This window comes from Pseudoalteromonas neustonica (assembly GCF_001653135.1).
In the GTDB taxonomy this organism is placed as follows: Bacteria; Pseudomonadota; Gammaproteobacteria; order Enterobacterales; family Alteromonadaceae; genus Pseudoalteromonas; species Pseudoalteromonas neustonica.
Genome location: NZ_BDDS01000003.1, coordinates 273,642 through 296,902 on the forward strand (window position 1 = coordinate 273,642; position 23,261 = coordinate 296,902).

The following is a 23,261-nucleotide window of genomic DNA, read 5'->3' on the forward strand; positions in this document are numbered from 1 at the left end:
AAATGTATCAGTAAAAATTCCTTACATTTTAAAGCTAAACGCAAGAGATTTACATTACTGAGTATATTGATAATTAGTGAAGATTACACTTCGAAAAGTAAATAATATGTACTTTTTTAAGGTAATTGTGCCCAATATCATAAAAAACAAAACAATCCTAAGTATATGAACTCATTTCTTATCTAATACACACCAGTAGAGTGGCTATTTTCAACTAAATAGATTAGTTATTTTTTATAAATTAAATCAATAGGTTCGTAAACCTCTTAATCAAAATTAGGTTAATGGATATGGATAAAATTAAAACAAAAAAAACCAGCTTAAAAAGCTGGTTCAATCATTACTAAATTTAGTAACCAATAGGGGGGAAATCAACATGATACTTGGATAAACTGCAATTCATCAACAAGCACAGTAGTAGACGTCGCCTTACTTATTAAGTTCAAAAATAATTAAAATTTAATTTAGTCTCAAAGCGACAGCCATAAAAAAAGCCAGCTCAAAGCGGGCTGGCTCAATCATTACTAAATTTAGTAACCAAATAGGGAAATCAACATGTTGCTTGGATAAACTGCAATTCATCAACAAGCACAATAGTAGACGCCGCCTTACTGATTAAGTTCAAAAATAATTAAAATTTAATTTAGTCTCAAAGCGACAGCCATAAAAAAAGCCAGCTCAAAATGGGCTGGCTCAATCATTACTAAATTTAGTAATCAAATAGGGAAATCAACATGATGCTTGGATAAACTGCAATTTAACAACAAGCACAATAATAGACGCCGCCTTACTGATTAAGTTCAAAGTAATTAAAATTTAATTTAGTCTCAAAGCGACAGCCATAAAAAAAGCCAGCTCAAAATGGGCTGGCTCAATCATTACTAAATTTAGTAATCAAATAGGGAAATCAACATGATGCTTGTGCAAACTGCAATTTAACAACAAGCACAATAGTAGACGCCGCCTTACTGATTAAGTTCAAAATAATTAAAATTTAATTTAGTCTCAAAGCGACAGCCATAAAAAAAGCCAGCTCAAAATGGGCCGGCTCAATCATTACTAAATTTAGTAACTAATAGGGGGAAATCAACAAGTCGCTCGGATAAACTGCAATTCATCAACAAGCACAATAGTAGACGTGCGCTTTACAGGTTAAGTTCAATAAAAGATCCTCTATTTTGAGTATCTTTTTTAATTTTTGATCAAAGACAACATTTGTTCTTCATCTAACTTAGTAAAACTCATTGATTTATCAGTAAATAATGCATCAACAAGGGCTTGCTTCTCTTGTTGCATTTTAAACACTTTTTGCTCAATTGAATTCGCCATAATTAATTTATAAACAAAAACGGGGTTTGTTTGACCGATTCTATAAGCGCGATCTGTTGCTTGCTTTTCAACGGCAGGGTTCCACCATGGATCAAAATGGATCACTGTATCAGCCTGAGTTAAATTAAGACCTGTTCCACCCGCTTTAAGACTAATTAGAAATACAGAGGTGTTACCACTGGTAAATTCATCTATTACTTTATCGCGATGCCGTGTTTGCCCTGTAAGTAAGCTAAAGCTAATTGATTGTTCATTAAGTTGTGTGGCAATAATGTCTAAGGCGCTAGTAAATTGGCTAAAGATAATCACTTTACGTCCTTCGCTAAGCATCATAGGTAGGTGATTACTGATCCAATCTAACTTCGCGCTGCGTGCAGTAGTATGCTCATCAATTAATTGCGGATGACAACAAATTTGCCTTAACTTTAATAACGCATCTAAAAATGCAAGCTTGCTTTTTTGCATACCTTGCGCGGCAAATAAATCGATCATCTTTTCTTCAAGTGCTTCAGTGATCCCTTGATAAATTGCTTTTTGCTGTGATTCAAACTCAAATTCTTTTATCAACTCAGTCTTTAAAGGTAGCTCTTGTGCCACTTCAGCTTTAGTACGGCGCAAAATAAATGGCATTATTAATGACTTTAATTCGCGGGCACGCTCACTATCACCATCACGCTCGATCGGGGTTTGAAAATGTTGTTTAAAATGGCTTTGCGAACCCAGTAATGATGGCATAGCAAAATCGAGTAACGATTTAAGTTCAAAGAGATTATTTTCGATCGGTGTCCCACTTAAGCAAAGTTTAAAATCGGCATTTAAACGTTTAACCAATCGCGATACCTGTGCGCTGTCATTTTTAATATATTGCGCTTCATCAAGTATAATGTTTTCAAAATATAATGGTGAATAATAGGCTATATCACGTTTTAGTAGCGGGTAGGTTGTTAAAATACACTCTGCTTGCGCTAAATGTGATAATTGTTCGACTCGTGCAGAACCAAATATTGTTGTCACTTTTATGTCACTGGCAAACTTAGTGATCTCGTTTTGCCAATTACTAACTAAGCTTGTTGGACAAACAATCAATGTTGGTCCAGCTTGTGGGTTTTGTTTAGCATTGGCTAAAAAAGCAATGACCTGAAGCGTTTTACCCAGGCCCATATCATCGGCAAGAATACCACCGAGTTGATGGCGTTTTAGAAAATGTAACCAATCAACGCCTTGTTGCTGATATTCGCGAAGTTGAACCCCCGAGTTTAAGCCCTGCAATTTATACTTAACGTCTTTTTTTTGTATTGTTAGCTCTGCTAAATAACGTTCTAAACTATCGTCAACTAAATTAACATTAATACACTCCAAAGCCATTAATTCAGGTAAAAACGACAGGGGTATAAGTAACTCATCTCGTGTTTTTATAAATTCAAACCGCTGCTTAAACTCAGTTAATAAATTGAAGACCGATTTCTCAATTACCCCGAATTGTTTACCCTCAGTGTAATAATAAAAATGTTCACTTTGACGGTTTAATGACTGATACTCAGGGTTATCGTTAGCTAAAACATGGGCAGCTTTTAAATTTGAGATCAATATTTTACTAACAACTTGATGTCCTTTTCCTCGTTTAATATCGAGACAAGGCGTTGTTAAACTTTTTTTGATCACTAATTTTTTATCGCTAATTTTCCAGCCTCGCTGGCGAAGCATTGGAATTACTTCAAATTTAAACCAATGGTTATGAGTAATGGACTGTTTACTAAAGATAAATGTATTTTGTAAAGCCCCTTTACATGATTCAAATCCAAGGTTAATTAATTCATTTAGTACTGTATTCTCAAGCGCTTTATTAAGTAATTTAACCGGCGCGGAATTAGGCTGATAAAGCTGACCTTGATAATTAAATTGCAAACTAAATTGTAACTGCTTTTTATCATTACTTACGTCTATCACCGCGTATGCATCAGCAATGCGTTTCAATTTCTTTTTTTCTACAGGCTGATAATGGGGAATAACACCATCACCAAAATTGGCTACTAATTGCTTATAAACACGTTCGAAATTGGTGGTATGAATTGCTGGTATAGATTGAATATGTGCAACTTCTTCACCACTGAGAGGTGTACGTAAACGACCTATTTTTAATGACTCTGTTTCAATGTAAGTGGGTGGGGTTGTTTTTAATAGCAGCCAAGGTGATTTATCGCATAAATCAATATTTAAATGCGTAAGATCTTTTTTATGTGTCCAACTAAAGCTGAGTTCTTTAGCGCTATCCGCTTTGATTGAACTACGGGAGCGTCCAAAAAACAAACGCTGCGTTGCTATTAGTTGTTGTAGTGCAGTAAAACCCCATTGGCCTTTGAGCTCAAGATGACCTAAGGCGTTTTGTGAACGTATCCAACTGAATAATCGAAAATCACTTTCAAGCAGGTCTATAGGTGTAACAAAGCTATTAAGCTGTTGCTCAGTTAAATTACGGCCTAATGTATAATTATGCTCTTTTGAATAGGCTGCAATCTTTGGTGTAAGAATAACGCGAGTATCTTCAACATCAAGTACGAATAACAAAACATTTTTTACTGTCGTAACTTCTGTTTGCTTTAACGTTTTAAGCTCATCAAACCAATCATTTATTATGTAATCTTGGCCGTATTCACCTGAATGCTCAATTTTAAGTTTAAGTAAAACCGCAGCTAAATGACGACAACTTGTTTTTGCATTACATGAACAATGACGTTCAACTGAAAACCCAGTTGGTAATTTTTTGATCTCAATATGCTGATTAAAGGTATTCCCTTCATTACCGAGCATAGACGCATCAATAACAGAAAAATCGCTATTATATTCAAGGCAATTAATTTGACCATTCGCTAAATATTCTTTTGCTCTACTTAGTACATTAGGTTTAAACAACTGTTTTATAAACCGTTCAGATAGAGGAAATTGAGTCGCTTGTTCTTGTTTTATTTCTTCAAAAATAGCTAACAGGTCATTCTTTGATAAATTAGCAGACATAGTGCTCGAAGCATTAAAAATAAAGAATAATTTTACCAGTATATGATTTATATGTACTGAGCTAAAGCATTAAAACAACAAATTATACTTGTTGGAGCTGGTGAGTTGGTAAAAAATAGCTTTGTGCATAAAAAACAATCATCGGGGGTGGCGACGAAACAATTAACAAACAACTAAGGCACAAGTTATAAACAACTTAATAACAATGGAGGGGGTTTACAGATCAGATTTTTACTAAGCAATGGCTGATAAGCAAAGAAGGGAGAAAAACCCACCATTAAGTTAGTAAAATAATGATCTTTAATAGGTATTTAGCTTGATTTGGTGTAATTCGGATCGTTATTTAACTAACTTAGAGGTAGTCGAGATCACTATTTTACTAACAAAAGCGTGATCTCAGATCATTATTTTATCAACTAGTTAAAAGCATTTAAAAGCTTTGTTAACTGTTCTAAGCGTCTGTCAGTCATCACTTTATTATCAATCTTAATCGATAAATCACCACTTTTAACATTACGCTGAACACTAACATAGTCGCTTTCAAGTAAAGCTTCACGACGATGGGTGTTTACAGGCTCGGCAGTTAAAGATTTGGTAATCGCCATTGCGCGCTTATCGTCACCAATAATCTCATTGATACTTTGATCATTAGCGAGTAATTCAACTTGTTGATTAAATGTTGTTTCATTGCGTTCTTTTGCAGCTATTAATTTTTTTGCGACTTCTCGGCCAACATGATTAGCCGTTGGATACAACGCTAGAACGCTAGCAGGTAGCTTCTCGTAAGCTTTAATGGCATCAGCAATGGCTGTGTGAGAAACCCCTTCAATTGCCGCTATTTCACGATAGGAGCCCTTTTTACCATCATTAATTAATTCATCTTTTGTTTGTTGATACGCTTGGCCAAGCTCCCACAAACTTGGTGCGATGTATTGATCCGATGAAACAGCTAAAATTTTGGCATCAAGATCTGTAAAATCACTTGAACTAAGTACCATGTAATCAGCATTTCCTAATATACATGCCATACGACGACGTGAGCCTGCCAGTACAAGTGTTTCATCACCTTTATCCCAGCATAGGGCTGGATGTTGGTTACGCCCGTCCTCAGTGATTGCAGGAAGAATATCAGCTACTGATTTTTCATTTAAAAGTGATTGTACTCGTCGGTTTTTGCCATACACTTTAGTCATGAGTTCTATGTCATTATGCGGGATCATTTTACACACCAATGTGATCTGACGATTTGGATCGCTTGGAGCTGGCATTTTTATCACATCACCGGCATTGGCCTGTTCAAGTAGCTCATCAAGGCTGCTATTGCCGATAGACGTAGCAAAAGGATCTAAGCTGGTGTCATTTTTACGTTTTTTAGCCATTATTATTAACTACCTTACTTAGCTTTATTAAGTTGAGATTGCGTTGACTTCCAATTAGAACGAATCAACATTTCAAGTTCATCAACTACATCTTTGATATTTTCTTGTGCTCTGATCAATGATTCTCGACTAGCAAGGCTATCTGATGTTTTTTGATCAAAAATAGTATTAAATGATGATGAACTGGCTGTAATTGCTGAGCTGTGGTTTATTGGATAGCTCATGACTTGACGCCCAAATGCACTACGAACATCTTTCACTATGTCACGCTGTGAATGATTACCTTTAACGTAATTAGTCACTAAAAACTGCATGAAATCCCAACCTTCATGGCCTAAAGAAGCCACTGTATGGTAAATCTCACCAAGTCGTTTTAGGTATTTATTATTTGCATCAAAATCAACGGCTTCAGGGTGCACAGGTATTAACATTGCTGTAGATGCCATTAAAGCATTATAAAACATAAAGTTAAGTGAAGGTGCTGTATCAATTAATATAATATCAAACTGATCTTTTACAGGGTTAATCACTTTTTCAAGTAATTTATGATAATGACGTGTTTTATCGTAGCTTGAACTATCTTTCAATAACGTTGCCGTCTCATGTTCAAAATAAAAGTCGTCCATACCAGAAGGTAAAATACGAATATTTGGAATGTGCGTTGGTAAAAATGAATTTGATACAAGTTGTTCCCATGTTTCATTTTCATCAAGTTCAATGCAATTACGCATTAAGTCGCCGACTGTTATAGGTTCTGGTTCGCTCGGTGGGAAAAAACTAGAAGAAGAACCTTGAGGATCTAAGTCAATAATACCAATACGATAACGTTTAATATTTGTAGTTGCCAATGCTGCTGCAATATTTACCATGCTAGTTGTTTTACCACAGCCACCTTTGAGTGAATTGATGACAATAACTTGTAATTTATCATCAATATTGCGGTGATCTGGTTGAATATCCATGATATCAGCCATTGAGAAAATATTTACCAGAGTGTAAGCATAATGACCGTTAGCACCACGTTTAATATTTAAATCATCGAAGTCGCCATTATCGTGACGTCTTTTTAAGGTTCGGTTGTTGCACCCTAATAAATCTGCCGCTGCTTTTTGGGTATATGTTCTAAGTTCTTTTTCTTCAGATTTTAGATGAGCGCGATAATGTTGAATACGTCCTTCTAATGACTTTTCTGCGACTTCAGCAGTTGCTTTTAAAAGACCATATGTTGCTAACGCATTACTATGAATTGACATGCTTTATTCCTCAAAGTTAGGTGATAAGTATAATGTCCATTCAATTAACTGTAAACAACTATTTATGGTGACATTACTTTTATTTAGAAGACATTCAAAACTTAATATTCAAACTTTAATATTGCTTAGTATAAATAAAGAAGGTTAAAGGTGGTTAGTATATAAGGTAATAAAGGTTAAGGGTCTTAAAAAGTAACTTAACTAATTGATTTTAATAAACAATAGTAAATAAGTTAGATCACGTTTATACTTGGTTAAGATCAGATCTTTTACTACTGATGGATCACTATTTTACTAAGCACAAATATAACAATAGAGTTACACACAAGTTAAACACATTGTTGTTCACAATAAGTAGTGTTTAGATCATTATTTTACTAAGTTAATTAATAAGTTATACACTAACGAGTGGTTAAATGAGTGGGTTTGATTAGTATAGATCTGATCTGTACTAGGTAGAGATCAGATCTATTCCAACTCATAGTTGTATTATCCACAGGCATGCTTTCTAAATGGACGATATGTCGTGTGTTTTTTAATAAAAACTAAAATGAAATGGACAAATTTGCTATTGAGTTAGTAAAAATTAGATTTGTAACTGCCTAGTTAGTAAAAAAGTGATCTGTAAATCATGATTACAACCTTGACTTAGTATAAAAGTGATCTGATGATATATTTTAAACTTGGATCAGTTTTATACTAACTTAAACATTTAACTTTTACAGTTTAATGTGTTGTTATTAGATGTCGCAACAAAATTTGGAAATAAGAACAATGAGCCGAAAGGTCAACATCTCGGTAGATAACTTACCCGATACATTACGGGGACAGATCCACGGGGTGGAAAGTGCAATCGATAACGAGAGTCTCGCTTTATTCACCGATAATAAAGATGTCCGTGTTTCAATCGAAAATGCTGCACATGGATTACGAGCATACTCAAACACATTTAATCATTATGATTTATGGGGACGTTTTGTTCGCTCTGGTCATAAAAAGCTCCCTTTAGAAGAAGCACCAAAAAAAACGATCATTACACGTAAAATATCAGAAAAAGTAGATGGTATTTTGTATGACGGTGAAATAAAAATAACACCAGCTGTTGTCAGTAGCCGTAAAGATGGTGAAGATATTGAATATTTAGTTTGGCCATCCGATCGTGAAGAAAAAGTTGAGCGCGCACTCATTCGTTTGGCTTCAAAAGGTAAAATCGTTAAAATAAATTTTAAGTCCGGTATTCAATATGCCGTTGTTTTTTCGATGAACGAGTTGGCTCAAGAACTTAAAGCTGTTGGGCAATCTATGCCTTATCCACAAATTAAAGAAGCTTTAGAAGCACTGCAAGGATCTAAGTTATCATTTAAGTATTCTGCGACGGATACAAAAAATACAGATATTGATGACTCTTTTTATGAGTCAAATATGAACTTTCTTTCATCGTTGCATTTTAGTGGTAAAAAAGGGCAGGGAGGCAATGTAAAATGTGTTGCATGCCTGAATGCGTTTGTTCATAACATGATCGATAACCTTGAATATAAAGGTTATTATTTCAACAGCGCGCAAGAGCTGAAGCGTGGTCTGTCTCGTTGGATGATGTTACGTTTGTATCACCTTTGGCGTTATGCTGCACCAGGAAAAACTTACCACTTTAGATTACTATCGATCATGGAAAAATATGGCTCTATTTATTCCACAGATAATATTACTGAAAATAAGTTGAAAGCGCTGCGTCGTGATATGACAACGACGATGAAAGACTTAATTGAGAAAGGCGCTATTTCAGAATACAGTATTACGAATGTAAAAGATGATAAAACGGGAAATATTATTGATTATACATATGAAATGCACCCGTCAGATCAATTTTGTGATGAAATACTTACTTTGAATAAACATAATAAGCGGATTGAAATTCAAGGCGGTAAGCGTGTAGTTGAAAATGTAGTTCACCTTGATGAAGATACTATTGAGGCGATAGTCCAAGATTAACCGCTTAGTTTAGTGTAGTTATTAAAAAGGCCGCTATTTAGTGGCCTTTTTAACATAATCAACTTTCTATTTGTTCCATATATAACCTATCAACAAGAAAATCATATTCTTTTTTTCTTGGGTGTCCATCTGGTTTTAGATAATCAGATAAAATACCCAGCTTTACATCCGGTTCAGGGTTAATCAAAATAAAGGGTAAGGCAGCACTGACATGATAACGATCTTGAGCTGTGTATCTAACATTAACTTGAGGGCTTACACGGGTTGGTCGTCTAATTCTGAGTTTATCTTTATCTCCCAAGCTTGCTACACGTAATTTTTCTTGAGCAACAAGTGATTGCCAACTTTGTTGGTCTATCATTCGAGGGTTAGAATAACCGGCTGATTTTTCCAGCATTTCGAGTGCCATTTTTTTTGTTAAAGTTTTTGTTGCGTGTTTATGCATCCAAGTAAAACGTACTGAGTAAGGTGAATTCACTTCAAAATGAATTTTACGGTAGGCCGCAAGCGTGATTAAATTTGGAATAGCATTATGAACAGCTTCAAAGCGCGCATCATTATTATCAATGGCTAAAATACACTCTTTAAATGCAGCTTTAGCTTTGTTTAATTGTTGAATTCGAGCAATAAGGTGTTGTTGATCCGCATTTTTAATTACTAATAAGCCAGGGTGTCGCTTTAAAACTCGGCTACTAAGACCTGATTTTTTATATATATCACCAAACGAATTTAAAATTGATTTATGTGCAGCATCCCCCGTGATTTTAGTAACATTAATAGAGTTAGGTACAATTTTTTCATCATTACAGCCTACGTCAGGTAATTGATAAAAATCGGCTTTTGAATAACCACATTCTTTTAAATCATCAATAAAAAGGTTAGTTAAATCATTTAGTAAATCAAACTGACTTCTAATTTGTACTTTAGACACCATAAGAACACATCATACAAAGATTAAGATCAATATTTTATCATATAGAGAAGCAGGTTCGAAATATTAAAAACAGCCTTTCTCCTGACAATTAAATATTCAACTATACTCAGAGCTAAGTTATTATTATTAAAACAATAAGTATGATGTGTTCTTTGTTTCACTAGATTTATTTTCCTCCCATTGTTTCATAGGTATATGAAACAATGGGGGTGAAGCAGAACGTAGCGAAAAACACGGAGGCTTGTCCCAATCTGTACTATTGAACACATGGAACTTCAAAGAAATACGCATCACGTTTTAGGATCTAGTGAATACATAAGTATCTACATAAAGTGTTCTAATAGCCTTATAGAGCAGGGATAAAAGCAATTATTCAAAAGATTGGGCAATGATATAATTGAGTTAGAAATACCAGAAGATCATATTCATATGGGAGTTCGAATTGAACCGAAAATGTCACCGAGTAAAATAGTAAAGAGTATTTCGGCGAGATAACTTTTGCGACTTTATTCAGATGTAAAGAGACGATAATTTTGGGCTGGCAAGCTTTGGACTCAGAGTTATTTTGTTGAAACGATAGGAAATGCAAACGAAGATACGATCAGAGCGAATGTACAAAATCAGCAAACCAAATTAGACAATAAAGAAAAACACGGGGCTCAGTTAGGGCTCCTTTAAACTCGGTCGCTTGCAGCCTATGTTAATAACAAAAAAAGTTGCTTTAGTGCTAATCATTTAAAAATATGACGCAGAGCATATATAAAGATATTCTGGTTTAAGTGTACAAAAGGTAATGCATAACCATATTAATGGGCTTCATACATAGGAAAGGCTTTCTAGCTATCCTGTATAGTAAATAATGATACGCGCAGAGCGAACTTGGAGCGGTTAAGTTTAGGGTTGGGTATATTTCGATACGGCAAAATAAGTAGGTGTTTTTGCAGTAGATATGTTTTCACCTTCTATTAGCGAAGTTTATTATATCTTTAAGACCAGTTACCTAGCACACAGTTACAGGGCCTTGCTGGTAACACCTACTGAATGAACTACTATAAACTAAGGCCAATGAACTAGGCAGCTCTTTAAACTGGTCAATTGAAATAGGAGGGTATTTAATTTATAAACTTACAGCTATTTTCTTCAGCTTCACAGTCATACCAAAATATTAAAATGTAATAGACAGCTAGCCTTGGTAAAGCAATTCAGTTTTATATTAATTCGTGGTAATTCGATATCACTAAAGCGATATGACCGAGTTATTAGATGAAATAAAATCCAGATATTAAAACCCAAAGTAATTCTTCATAGCACGCATTATTAATTCTATCCACTGTTAGCCCTAAATTACTAAATAGACACTGTAATGTTAAGGTTACAATGCACTTAAATTTAAGTATGATGTGTTCTTTTGTTGGTGTTTAACTAATTATGTTCAAGTACATATATATTCCATCTCTTTAATTAACTATTTATTCATATTAATTAATAGCTTAATAGGTTTTTACAATAACTTAGTATCAGTAATTGTGCTTTTGAGCACCTCTGATTATCAATAATATTTATCTCATAACTAAATAATTGATAATTAGCGAATATAGTCCTTGAACAGCGCCACTGCATACGTTAATTTCACCTATCAGGTAAACGTAGGAATGAGGAAATAATATGCAGTCGTGGAACCCAAATAGCTGGAGAGAGCTCCCAATACTTCAGCAACCACAGTATCCAGATCAAGAAGCACTAAAGACTGTCGAAGGACAATTGAAAAGCGCACCCCCATTAGTATTCGCTGAAGAAACTCGTAGCTTGTTTAAACAACTTGAAGACGTATGTGAAGGTCGTGCCTTCTTGCTCCAAGGTGGTGATTGTGCAGAATCATTTAGTGACTTTAATGCCGCAAATATTCGAGACACATTTAAAACAATTTTACAGATGGCTGTAGTGTTAACTTATGGTGGAAAATGCCCTGTAGTTAAAATAGCCCGTATGGCAGGCCAATACGCAAAACCACGTTCAGCAGATTTAGAAACAATCGATGGTGTCTCATTACCATCTTACCGTGGTGATATAGTAAATAATTTTGATTTTACCGAAGAAGCGCGAATCCCAGATCCACAACGCTTAATGACCGCTTATCACCACAGTGCAGCAACACTTAATTTATTACGCGCGTTTGCCCAAGGCGGACTTGCTGATTTACATCAAGTAAATCGCTGGAACATGGGCTTTGTAGCCGCGAACCCGCTGAAAGAAAAATACCAACAACTTGCTGATAAAATTCAAGATGCACTTGAATTTATGGAAGTATGTGGCATAAATTCCACAATCGCACCTTGCTTAAAAGAGACTGATTTATATACGTCTCATGAAGCATTATTACTAGGTTATGAAGAAGCGCTTACTCGTCGAGATCACCTCTCTGGTGACTGGTATGATTGCTCAGCACACTTCGTTTGGATTGGTGAACGTACACGCCAATTAGATCATGCACACATTGAGTTTTTTAAAGGTATCAAAAACCCAATAGGCGTTAAAGTTGGTCCAGGAATGGACCCAGACGATCTAATCCGTTTAATTGATGCACTTAATCCAGATAACATACCAGGTCGTTTAACATTGATCACACGTATGGGTGCAGATGTTCTGCCTGAAAAGTTACCTGCATTAGTCCGTCGCGTTCAACAAGAAGGTCGCAAAGTAATTTGGAGCTCTGATCCAATGCACGGCAATACAGAAAAAGCCACATCAGGTTATAAAACACGTAGTTTTGATAATATACTTCGTGAAATTAGTCAGTTCTTTGCTGTTCACAAAGCGGAAGGTTCATACGCTGGGGGTGTTCATTTAGAGATGACAGGCCAGCATGTAACTGAATGTACCGGTGGCGCTTATGGATTGTCTGATGATGACCTTGCACAGCGTTATCGCACACAATGTGACCCACGCTTAAATGCTGATCAAGTATTAGAACTTGGTTTCTTAGTTGCTGACTTATTAAAAGACGCACGTAAGTAAGCTAAGAAAATAAAAGCCGCAAGTGCGGCTTTTTTAATGTCCGATATTATTTAGTTCACCACTCTAAGCATCTCAATAAAAACTAAGTTAGTACTTACGACGCTCAAGATTAGTATCAGATATGATTTTTGCAGATATTTCTTCGACAGAATGGTTAGTCGAATTCAAATATGAAATTTTATGTTTTTTATACAACATTTCTACTTCACGCACTTCAATTCTACATTGCTTTAACGACGCGTATTTTGAATTAGCCATTCGACGTTGGCGGATATCAGCTAATCTCACTGGATCAATTGTCAGACCAAACAGTTTTTGCTTATATGCTACTAAGCAAGCGGGTAGCTTACCAGTTTCAAGGTCTTCCTCTGTAATAGGGTAGTTTGCAGCTTTAATACCATATTGTAATGCTAAGTATAAACTCGTCGGTGTTTTACCACTGCGGCTAACTCCCACTAAAATAATATCCGCTTCTGCGTAATTATTTATATTTGCGCCATCATCATTAGTCAACGCATAGTTCACAGCATCAATTCTAAAATCATAACTTTTTTCATGCATTGAATGAGTACGGTGAATTTTTGGAACTGGTGCAACCTTTAACTCTTGTTCAATTTTATCACTAAATGTGGTTAAAAAATCGTACGTAATTGCTGAGGAAGAACGAATTATCTCGCTCAAATTATGATTTACAAAAGTGAAAAATACGAGCGGCTTTTCACCTTCTCTTTGCGCAGTTGCATTAATTAACGCTTTTACTTCGTTTGCTTTTTCTTCAGTTTCAACAAAAGGAATAGTTTTATGATTAAATTCAACGGGAAATAATGACAAAGTAGCATGGCCAAAAACCTCAGAAGTAATCGCTGTACCGTCAGAAATATAAAATGCAGTTCTCATATTAACCTTTTTCTTACGTTTAATAGTTAAAATAGGCACCCCACGGTTTACGTAAGGTCTGTTGCCAGTGTAGAATGAAGGCGACCTTTTTAGAAGGTTTTCTTTCTTAACTCTCACAGTTATTACTACAATTTGTTTTTTGGAGAAAGATCCGTGCAAGAATACGTTCTCTGGTATCAAGAGCTTGGTATGCAAGATGTTCCTCGTGTTGGCGGCAAAAATGCCTCACTCGGTGAAATGATTTCAAACCTAGCAAACGCTGGTGTACAAGTCCCAGGTGGTTTTGCTACAACCGCCGACGCATTTAATGAGTTTCTTGAGCAATCAGGACTAAATGCAAAGATCCACGACATTTTAGACACACTGGACGTGGAAGATGTAAATACACTCGTAAAAGTCGGTGCTGATATTCGTCAGTGGATTATCGACACACCATTTCAACCTAATTTAGACAAAGCTATCCGCGAAGCATACAGCCAACTACACGGCGATGCAGCAGACGATGTTTCATTTGCAGTTCGTTCATCAGCTACAGCTGAAGACATGCCAGATGCATCATTCGCAGGCCAACAAGAAACCTTCCTCAATGTGCGTGGCATAGACTCTGTAATGGTCGCCATCAAACATGTATTCGCATCGCTTTTCAATGACCGTGCGATTTCATACCGTGTACACCAAGGTTATGATCATCGTGGCGTAGCATTATCTGCGGGTATTCAACGTATGGTACGCTCTGATAAATCATCATCAGGCGTAATGTTCAGTATCGATACGGAATCAGGTTTCGAAGATGTTGTATTTATTACATCTAGTTATGGTCTAGGCGAAATGGTTGTACAGGGTGCAGTAAACCCTGATGAATTTTATGTTCATAAACCAACTCTTGCTAAAGGCAAACCATCCGTTGTGCGCCGTAACATCGGTTCAAAAGCGATTCAAATGATTTACTCTGCTGATCAAGCACATGGTAAACAAGTTGAAATCGTTGACGTAGATGCATCCCTTTCAAACCAATTTTCAATTACCGATGCTGAAGTTCAAGAGCTTGCAAAACAAGCCGTGATCATCGAAAAGCATTACGGCCGCGCGATGGATATCGAGTGGGCTAAAGACGGTAATGACGGCAAGCTTTACATCGTTCAAGCACGCCCTGAAACAGTACGTTCAAACGAAGACACGAATGTAATGGAACGCTTTCAACTAAATGGCAGCAGTAATGTTGTCGTTGAAGGACGTGCCATCGGTCATAAAATTGGCTCTGGTGTCGTGCGTGTTCTTGATTCAATTAAAGAAATGGACCAAGTACAAGTAGGTGACATCTTAGTTACTGACATGACAGATCCTGATTGGGAACCTATCATGAAACGCGCTGCAGCGATTGTAACTAATCGTGGTGGTCGTACATGCCATGCGGCAATCATCGCCCGTGAATTAGGTATTCCAGCAGTGGTTGGGTGTGGTAATGCCACAGACCTAATTAAAGCAGGCCAAGAAGTAACAGTATCATGTGCTGAAGGCGACACCGGCTTTATTTACGAAGGTATTTTGGATTTCGAAATCCTCACTTCACGCGTTGATAAAATGCCTGAACTACCAATGAAAATCATGATGAACGTCGGTAACCCTGATCGCGCATTTGATTTTGCACGCTTACCACACTCAGGTGTTGGTCTTGCCCGCGTTGAATTTATTATCAACCGCATGATTGGTGTTCATCCTAAAGCATTGCTTAATTTTGATGCACAAACCGATGCATTAAAAGCTGAAATCACCGACATGATTGCAGGTTATGAATCACCGGTTGAATTCTATATCTCTAAATTAGTTGAAGGTATTTCTACCTTAGGCTGTGCATTTGCACCAGAGCGCGTTATTGTTCGTATGTCTGATTTTAAATCAAACGAATATGCTAACTTAGTTGGCGGACAACAATACGAGCCAGAAGAAGAAAATCCGATGATCGGTTTCCGCGGCGCAGCACGCTATATCTCGGAAGATTTCCGTGATTGTTTTGCACTTGAGTGTGAAGCAATAAAACGTGTGCGTAACGACATGGATATGGCCAACATTGAAATCATGATCCCATTCGTACGCACCCTTGAAGAAGGTAAACGCGTTATCGAATTACTTGAAGAGCATGGCCTTAAACGTGGCGAAAATGGCTTAAAAGTAATCATGATGTGTGAACTTCCATCAAATGCACTGCTTGCAGATGAGTTCCTAGAACACTTTGATGGCTTTTCAATTGGTTCAAACGATTTAACCCAGCTAACGCTTGGCTTAGATCGTGATTCTGGTTTAATTGCACATTTATTTGATGAACGTGACCCTGCAATCAAAAAACTACTTTCAATGGCAATTAAAACGGCTAAAGCAAAAGGAAAGTATGTAGGTATTTGTGGTCAAGGTCCTTCTGATCATGAAGACTTTGCAGCTTGGTTAGTAGAGCAGGGCATTGATTCTGTTTCACTAAACCCAGATACAGTACTTGAAACATGGTTATACCTTGCTAAAAAATTAGCAAAATAACTCGTTTAGCATAATAAAAAATGCCAGCAACATTGCTGGCATTTTTTTATCAGGACGTTAATAGCTTTTATCGCGCTAATTTTTTATCTAAAAAAGCACATGATTTAGTGAGTGCTTTTTGACAGAGTGCCAAGTAATGGCGTGCTTTTGGATAATAAAACGAAAAACACATAAGCCCAACAATAAAAAAGATTAAAGATGGCCCAGGTACTACAGCAAAAAATAACCCAAGCAATATAAATAAACTGCCAACTAAAAGTAAAATACATTTTTTCATTTAAATTCCCTCGCAACTAAGCTTCTAATATCGAGTATAAGTAATCACAGCACTTTTACGATCAAAAGAGTGTTACAAACTGTAAAATCTTCAATTTCTATTGCTCTTGAGCATGATATAATCGAACAAATGCCTTAATTTATCACCGTCATGATAGCAACTATTAGCCAACAAGATGCCGCGACCAATTTAGTCGCAAGTTACCTAAAAACTATAACAAAACAAGGGTTTACTGGCGACACTGATGCAAGCTATGCCACCCGTATAACTGCATCAACCGATAACAGTATTTACCAACAGTTACCGCAAGGTGTTATTTTTCCTAAAACTGAAAAAGACATCCAAATTGCTTTGCAAACGGCTGCTCAAGACCCATATCTATCACTCACTTTTGGTCCTCGTGGCGGTGGAACTGGTACTAATGGTCAATCGTTAACTCCTGGCATCGTGGTTGATTTATCGCGTTATATGCGTGAAATCCTCGAAATTAACCCAGAAGAAGGCTGGGTTAGAGTGCAAACAGGTGTAATAAAAGATCAACTTAATGACTTTTTACGCCCTTATGGATTTTTCTTCGCACCCGATTTATCAACCAGTAACCGAGCAACAATTGGCGGAATGGTTAATACTGATGCTTCAGGGCAAGGTTCACTCGTTTATGGTAAAACCAGCGATCATGTTTTAGGACTTACAACCTATTTAGTTGACGGCACACAAATGTCTACCAATCCAATAGACATTAATAAAGCTAAATTAATTGCAGAGCAAGACACCACAATAGGTAAATTATACGCAACGGTACTCGATATTTGCTTGTCTGAGCGTGACGCTATTTTAGCCAAATTCCCTCGCTTAAATCGATTTTTAACCGGGTATGACTTAGAGCATGTGCTAAGTGATGACTTACAAACATTTGATATGAGCCGATTAATAACAGGCTCAGAAGGTTCACTTGGTATTGTTACAGAAGCTAAATTAAACATTACCCCAATTGCTGAATTTAAAACCTTAATAAATATTAAATACGATAGTTTTGATTCTGCACTTCGCCACTCACCATTTTTAGTAGATGCACGTGCAACGTCTGTTGAAACAGTCGACAGCAAAGTATTGAACCTTGCACGCCAAGATATAATCTGGCATTCAGTATCGGACTTAATAACCGATGTTGAAAATAAAGATATGCAAGGACTCAACATGGTTGAGTTTAATGCAGTATCAGCCGATGACATAAAAGACAAAGTTGAATCATTATGTGCTTTACTTGATGACTGTGCAGCGCAGCAAAAAAATGGTGTCATCGGGTATCAACTAACGAGTAATAAGGCTGATATTTTAAAAATTTACGCCATGCGTAAAAAATCAGTTGGTTTACTCGGTAATGTTAAAGGCTCACAAAAACCACTCGCATTTGCCGAAGATACCGCAGTTCCTCCAGAAAACCTCGCCGATTTTATCGTTGAATTTAGAGCGTTACTTGATAGTCATAATTTACAATACGGAATGTTTGGTCATGTTGATGCTGGGGTTTTACATGTACGACCCGCACTTGATATGTGCGACCCAGAACAAGAAAAATTACTTCGCGTGATCTCCGATCAGGTTGTAAAACTCACAGCCAAGTATGGCGGTTTAATGTGGGGAGAGCATGGTAAAGGTTATAGAAGTGAATACGGCCCTGAATTTTTTGGCGAGCATTTATTTACACAATTACGCCGTATAAAATCAGCTTTCGATCCAAACAATCGTATAAACCCAGGTAAAATATGCACCCCTATTGATAGTAAGGACTCACTTGTAAGCGTTGATGATCAGAAGCGTGCATGGTTCGATAGACAAATTTCGGTTGATGTTAAAACCAGCTTTAACAACGCAATGACCTGTAACGGTAATGGTATTTGCTTTAATTATGATGAAAACTCCCCAATGTGCCCATCATATAAAGTAACGGGTGATCGTCGTAATTCACCGAAAGGCCGCGCAAGTTTAATGCGCGAATGGCTGCGTTTACAAGAAGCAAAAAATATAGATTTAATTGAAGTTGAAAAAGAGCTCAATAAAGGTGAAGTCATCACCTGGTGGGAACGTTACCAACATAGTCGAGATAAAAGCAAAGGCGAGTACGATTTTTCTCATGAAGTTAAAGCCTCAATGGATGAATGTTTAGCGTGTAAAGCATGTACTACCGCCTGCCCAATTAAAGTAGATGTGCCCACTTTTAGATCACGCTTTTTAAATTATTATCACAGTTATTATGCTCGCCCTTTAAAAGATTATTTAGTTGGTAATATTGAAGCAAGCGCACCATTAATGGCAAAATTTTCAAACGTGATAAACCCAATAGTAAAAACTAAATTAGTTAGCTCGCTAATAAAAAAATCTGTTGGCTATGTTGATACACCCATATTAAGTTCACCACGTTTAGAAAAACGAATAAACAAAACACACAAATTTAATTTTGCACATTTATCAGCACTCAATCCAGAACAACAAAATGAGTATGTGTTCATTGTTCAAGATCCATTTACCAGTTTCTATGAAGCTGAACTAGTCGAAAGTTTTATAAAAATAATTTCAGCATTAGGGAAAAAACCAATCCTGTTACCATTTAAACCCAATGGTAAACCGCAGCATGTTAAAGGTTTTTTACATGAATTTAAAATCACAGCAAAAAATGCAGCCGCATTTTTAAATTCATTATCAGAAATAAACGCACCATTAGTTGGCTTAGATGCATCCCTAGTTATGTGTTATCGCGATGAGTATAATTCGATTCTCGGTGATGAGCGCGGGGATTTTGAAGTGCAACTTGCTCATGAATGGTTAGCGACACAATCATTTAAACCATTAGCTGATAAAATAAAAAACACTCAAGATAAAAATTTTACATTATTAAGTCATTGTACTGAAACAACTGCGTTACCAAAAGCAGCGAATGTATGGCAAACAATTTTTTCTGATTTAGGTTTAACTCTTAATACAACAGCCACCGGTTGTTGTGGTATGGCTGGTACTTATGGTCACGAAGCACAAAACCAAAATAACTCTCGCGCACTTTATGAAATGAGTTGGCAAGGTGTAGTAAATAAAAATAAACCTGAGCAACTATTAGCAACTGGCTTTTCTTGTCGCAGTCAAGTAAAACGCTATGAGAAATTTAAACCCAAGCATCCAATAGAACTTATCGCAGAACAATTTATTAGCCCCGGTAGTATTAAATAAATAGTGATTTTATTTAATACTTGAATTCAAGAATGAATAAAAAATGCCACATTATTTTTTTAATAATAATGCGGCATTTTATTTTTATATATAATTTATTTTAAATAACTATCAGCAATTGGCTTTGTACTCATGCCATGAATAAAAACGCTAAACAAAATAGTCGTCATAGTAATAGTGGCTATAATAAATTTATTTTCTATATCACTATCGATCACCATCAAAGTAAATACTATAGATGCTAACCCTCTAGGCCCAAACCAGGCAAAAGTACAACGCTCTTTTACTTTCAAGTGCGTAAATTGTAATGACAACATAACAGGAATAATTCTGATCAGTGTTGTACTTAACAAGGCGAATCCTACAATAGCCCATGATAATTCTGGTAAAACTAAATAACTACACACAAAACCAAATAAGCACCAGATCAGCAAACCACTAAAATCTGCAATGTGTTCACTGTCTTCAACCAGTTTGAGACGTAATGACGATTCTGTAAATCTATCAAAAATTAATCCTGCAACAAACACTGCAATAAAACCACTGCTATGTAAACTTTGCGCAAGAGAAAATACAGCCACAGCAATCCCAACAACTAAAAATGGGCTCGTATTATTTGAAAAATAATGGCGTTGCATCGAAAATTTAATTAATGGAATCACTATAGCCATTGCCGTAATAGCAACAAAAATTGCGACTCCAAGCTCACGAGCAAAAACCAGTGCAGTATCATAAAGCGAAAATGCAGAGGCGGGCTCTTTGGCTAACAACATAAGTATTAAAAATACTGGCACACATAAACCATCGTTTAATCCACTTTCAGTATTAATACCTTCACGAACTTTTTCAGGTACTGCACTGCTATTTAATAAGCCTTTACTAAGCGCGGCGTCTGTTGGCGTTAAAATAACAGCGACTAATGCTGCTTGAATAAGTGTTAATTGAGTAAACATTAAACTTGCAATAACAATTCCGATTATTAAAGTAAGTGGCAATGCAACAAAAAGTAACAGGCTAGGGTATTGAAAACTATGTTTTAAAACCGACAGTTTTGTTTTCGCCGCATCAGTAAATAAAAAGATACTCAAAGTCAGCTCAATCAAAGGTAACAAACGCTCAAGGTCACTTAATAAGAATACAGTTTTACCAGGGATTAAAATTGCAAGCATAGCTCCAATAATGACAAAAAACATTGGCCCAGTAATTTCTGCACGTTCGAGCTGGCGGATAGATAATGAGTAAATTAAAAATGCTAAACCTACAGCTGTTAATACACCATATTCCATTTAGATTTTCCTTTTAAGTCCTGATTTTGCGCGCTCTTTTATATTTGTTTGAATATAAATTTGGTCGGTCGTCGCAATTTTTGCATGGCCTAAATCTTCAGATAAATGTTTTAAAGGTCGTGTTTGTGCATCATGTGTTGCACCGGTATGCCTGAGCCAATGTGCAGTTGCGGATTCAAGTTGCTCTGCATCATCAGTAAAACCATCATCAAGCAGTGATTTTTTTGCTAAATCAAAACTTTGCTGAACTAAACGACGAATTTGACGAACCGTCATACCACCTTGACCACGAATTTTATGCACTAAAGGATCTGCTTCATCAACACGGGGCAGGGCCGTTAACCCGCGATATAATCTATAACGTTTTAAGTAAGTTACAAAATCTTCACTCAGGGTTACATCGCGTAATTTATTACCTTTACCCATAATCCTTAAAAACCAAAAGCCATCATTGTCTTGCCAAAAATGTGACATTACCGGTGACCATTGTGGTCGTTCCGATAACTCTGATATTCGTAAATAAAGGCCTTTTAAACAAGCTAAAGTAAATAAATTACGTTCTAGCTCGGGGTTTTGTTCGCATTTATCACGAGTTACACCAAATACATATTCCCACTGAATATCGCTTAACGTATCAGGAATTTTAATTTGTGATTGCACAACCAAGTATGGACTATTCTTTTTAACAACAGGAACAAAATTCGCAAACGTTTTTTCTTCTAAAATCGAAAATTTATAAAATACATTAAGCGCGGTAAACATTGCAGATAAAGTTTGTTGACTGGCTATCGACTCTTTAAGAATAAAAGGGCGCCAGTTTTCATTTAAACGCCTAAGTCCTTGTTCATTTTTATAACGTGATTGCACAGATGTTGATGCCCAGTTTTTATCTGGCTCAACCATAAAATCAACGTATGCTTCAATATCTTCGCGTTTTAATTCAAATACTGATTTTTCAGCAACTAACCACGCCCATAAATAAAAGCGTTCTAGTTCATTCCGAAAACGATTAAAAGTCGCTTCTGATTTTCGACCATAAACATATAAAAACTGATACAGAAATACTAACTCATGCTTTGATTCAGCGACAGTCAAGCCAACTTGCTGTATAAAGGAGGCAAGTTCTGGGTATTCAGATCGCAATGTATCATCTTCAAGATGAGCAATTTGATATCGTAATTGTTTTAATGTATCGACCAATGCAACAAGCATATTATAGTTATTTCTAATAAAATAAAGTACTTACAGTTTAACTTTAAAGTCCGATACTGTCTAGTATTGGACTTTATAATGCTATAATTTTGTTGTTCGTCGTTTAAGGTAAGCATATGAAAAAGTTTATGGTTTTAAGTTTAATCGTCTTCACGTTTGCATTGTCTGGTTGTGCTACAACGGGCAGTGCTTCTCCTGCTGAAAAACGTGATCTTGTGCAGAATATGAGAGCTGATACGCTAACCAAATTATACAAAGAAAAGCCAGATGTTAAAGAGCAAATTAAAAATGCGGCTGGTTATGCTGTTTTCGATAATGCCAATGTTAACGTTGTATTAGCCAGTTTTGGTGGTGGTTATGGGGTTGTTAAAAATAACCTAACGGGTAAATCTACTTATATGAATATGGGGGAAGCTGGTTTAGGCCTAGGTTTAGGTGTAAAAGATTTTAATGTTGTGATGGTTTTTCATAATCAAGCTGCATTAAATCGTTTTGTTGAACATGGTTGGGCCTTCGGTGGTAATGCCGATGCAGCCGCTAAATACCAAGATAAAGGCGGTGCTATTGTTGCCGAAGCAATTGTCGATCAAGTAACTGTTTATTCATTGACCGAAAGCGGCCTTGCATTACAAGCTGTATTAAAAGGGACTAAATTTTGGGTAGATTCTGAGCTAAATTAAGTATTCAAACCCCTCTAAAAGTGGGCTAGTTTGTGTAATTACGCCCGCTTTAATTTAATTCACACTATTTAACATAAGATAGATTATAGGATATAAGCCGTAAGCCGTAAGCCGTAAGCCGTAAGCCGTAAGCCGTAAGCCGTAAGCCGTAAGCCGTAAGAAAAATTAACTCACATTCTTAAAGTGTCAATTAATTTAGATTCAAATTTTCTTATTGCTAGGCTAATATCAAATGCGTCAGCTAAAC

General features: G+C 36.3%; 13 protein-coding genes and 1 pseudogene. 6 read left to right on the forward strand and 8 right to left on the reverse strand.

All coding sequences use genetic code 11. From position 1 onward, the window contains the following. Nucleotides 1–1,191: 1,191 nt before the first annotated feature. The 3 genes from A7967_RS06980 to A7967_RS06990 form a co-directional block, all read right to left on the reverse strand. Nucleotides 1,192–4,341, reverse strand: coding sequence for a DEAD/DEAH box helicase (locus tag A7967_RS06980; RefSeq protein ID WP_054203909.1), 3,150 nt, complete (start codon nucleotides 4,339–4,341; stop codon nucleotides 1,192–1,194). Nucleotides 4,342–4,757: 416 nt separating this feature from the next. Then, nucleotides 4,758–5,720 carry a transcriptional regulator gene (locus A7967_RS06985; RefSeq protein ID WP_054203908.1) on the reverse strand — a complete coding sequence of 321 codons (963 nt, stop codon included), beginning with the start codon at nucleotides 5,718–5,720 and terminating at the stop codon, nucleotides 4,758–4,760. Between the two features lie 14 nt (nucleotides 5,721–5,734). Further along, nucleotides 5,735–6,973 carry an AAA family ATPase gene (locus A7967_RS06990; RefSeq protein WP_054203907.1) on the reverse strand — a complete coding sequence of 413 codons (1,239 nt, stop codon included), beginning with the start codon at nucleotides 6,971–6,973 and terminating at the stop codon, nucleotides 5,735–5,737. Nucleotides 6,974–7,747: 774 nt separating this feature from the next. Here A7967_RS06990 and A7967_RS06995 point away from each other — a divergent pair. Continuing rightward, nucleotides 7,748–8,962, forward strand: coding sequence for a hypothetical protein (locus tag A7967_RS06995; RefSeq protein WP_054203906.1), 1,215 nt, complete (start codon nucleotides 7,748–7,750; stop codon nucleotides 8,960–8,962). 58 nt (nucleotides 8,963–9,020) lie between these two features. Here the strand turns inward: A7967_RS06995 and A7967_RS07000 are convergent, their stop codons facing one another. Next, nucleotides 9,021–9,896 carry a DNA replication terminus site-binding protein gene (locus A7967_RS07000; RefSeq protein ID WP_054203905.1) on the reverse strand — a complete coding sequence of 292 codons (876 nt, stop codon included), beginning with the start codon at nucleotides 9,894–9,896 and terminating at the stop codon, nucleotides 9,021–9,023. Between the two features lie 378 nt (nucleotides 9,897–10,274). Between A7967_RS07000 and tnpA the strand changes: the two are divergent. Together tnpA and A7967_RS07005 are read left to right on the forward strand one after the other, a co-directional pair. Then, a pseudogene (gene tnpA / locus A7967_RS23615) lies at nucleotides 10,275–10,574 on the forward strand (IS200/IS605 family transposase); the annotation flags it as partial. Between the two features lie 987 nt (nucleotides 10,575–11,561). Beyond that, on the forward strand, nucleotides 11,562–12,911 hold the full coding sequence (locus A7967_RS07005; RefSeq protein ID WP_054203904.1) for a class II 3-deoxy-7-phosphoheptulonate synthase: 1,350 nt from the start codon (nucleotides 11,562–11,564) through the stop codon (nucleotides 12,909–12,911). A gap of 87 nt (nucleotides 12,912–12,998) precedes the next feature. Here A7967_RS07005 and ppsR read toward each other — a convergent pair whose 3' ends face one another. Then, nucleotides 12,999–13,808, reverse strand: a complete 810-nt coding sequence (ppsR, locus tag A7967_RS07010; RefSeq protein WP_054203903.1) for a posphoenolpyruvate synthetase regulatory kinase/phosphorylase PpsR — start codon at nucleotides 13,806–13,808, stop codon at nucleotides 12,999–13,001. Nucleotides 13,809–13,961: 153 nt separating this feature from the next. On the opposite strand from ppsR, the gene ppsA reads away from it, so the two are divergent. Continuing rightward, complete coding sequence (ppsA, locus tag A7967_RS07015) at nucleotides 13,962–16,337, forward strand: phosphoenolpyruvate synthase (protein WP_054203902.1); 2,376 nt, start codon at nucleotides 13,962–13,964, stop codon at nucleotides 16,335–16,337. A gap of 67 nt (nucleotides 16,338–16,404) precedes the next feature. Here the strand turns inward: ppsA and A7967_RS07020 are convergent, their stop codons facing one another. Continuing rightward, the gene (locus A7967_RS07020) at nucleotides 16,405–16,614 is read right to left on the reverse strand and encodes a PGPGW domain-containing protein (protein WP_054203901.1); all 210 of its coding nucleotides are present in this window, start codon (nucleotides 16,612–16,614) and stop codon (nucleotides 16,405–16,407) included. Between the two features lie 150 nt (nucleotides 16,615–16,764). On the opposite strand from A7967_RS07020, the gene ydiJ reads away from it, so the two are divergent. Continuing rightward, nucleotides 16,765–19,836, forward strand: a complete 3,072-nt coding sequence (gene ydiJ, locus A7967_RS07025) for a D-2-hydroxyglutarate dehydrogenase YdiJ (RefSeq protein WP_064435567.1) — start codon at nucleotides 16,765–16,767, stop codon at nucleotides 19,834–19,836. Nucleotides 19,837–19,931: 95 nt separating this feature from the next. Here ydiJ and A7967_RS07030 read toward each other — a convergent pair whose 3' ends face one another. Further along, nucleotides 19,932–21,122, reverse strand: a complete 1,191-nt coding sequence (locus A7967_RS07030; protein WP_054203687.1) for a cation:proton antiporter — start codon at nucleotides 21,120–21,122, stop codon at nucleotides 19,932–19,934. Continuing rightward, complete coding sequence (locus A7967_RS07035; RefSeq protein WP_054203688.1) at nucleotides 21,123–22,334, reverse strand: tyrosine-type recombinase/integrase; 1,212 nt, start codon at nucleotides 22,332–22,334, stop codon at nucleotides 21,123–21,125. A gap of 116 nt (nucleotides 22,335–22,450) precedes the next feature. Here A7967_RS07035 and A7967_RS07040 point away from each other — a divergent pair, with 116 nt between their 5' ends. Continuing rightward, on the forward strand, nucleotides 22,451–23,014 hold the full coding sequence (locus A7967_RS07040; protein ID WP_054203689.1) for a lipid-binding SYLF domain-containing protein: 564 nt from the start codon (nucleotides 22,451–22,453) through the stop codon (nucleotides 23,012–23,014). Nucleotides 23,015–23,261 lie beyond the last annotated feature (247 nt).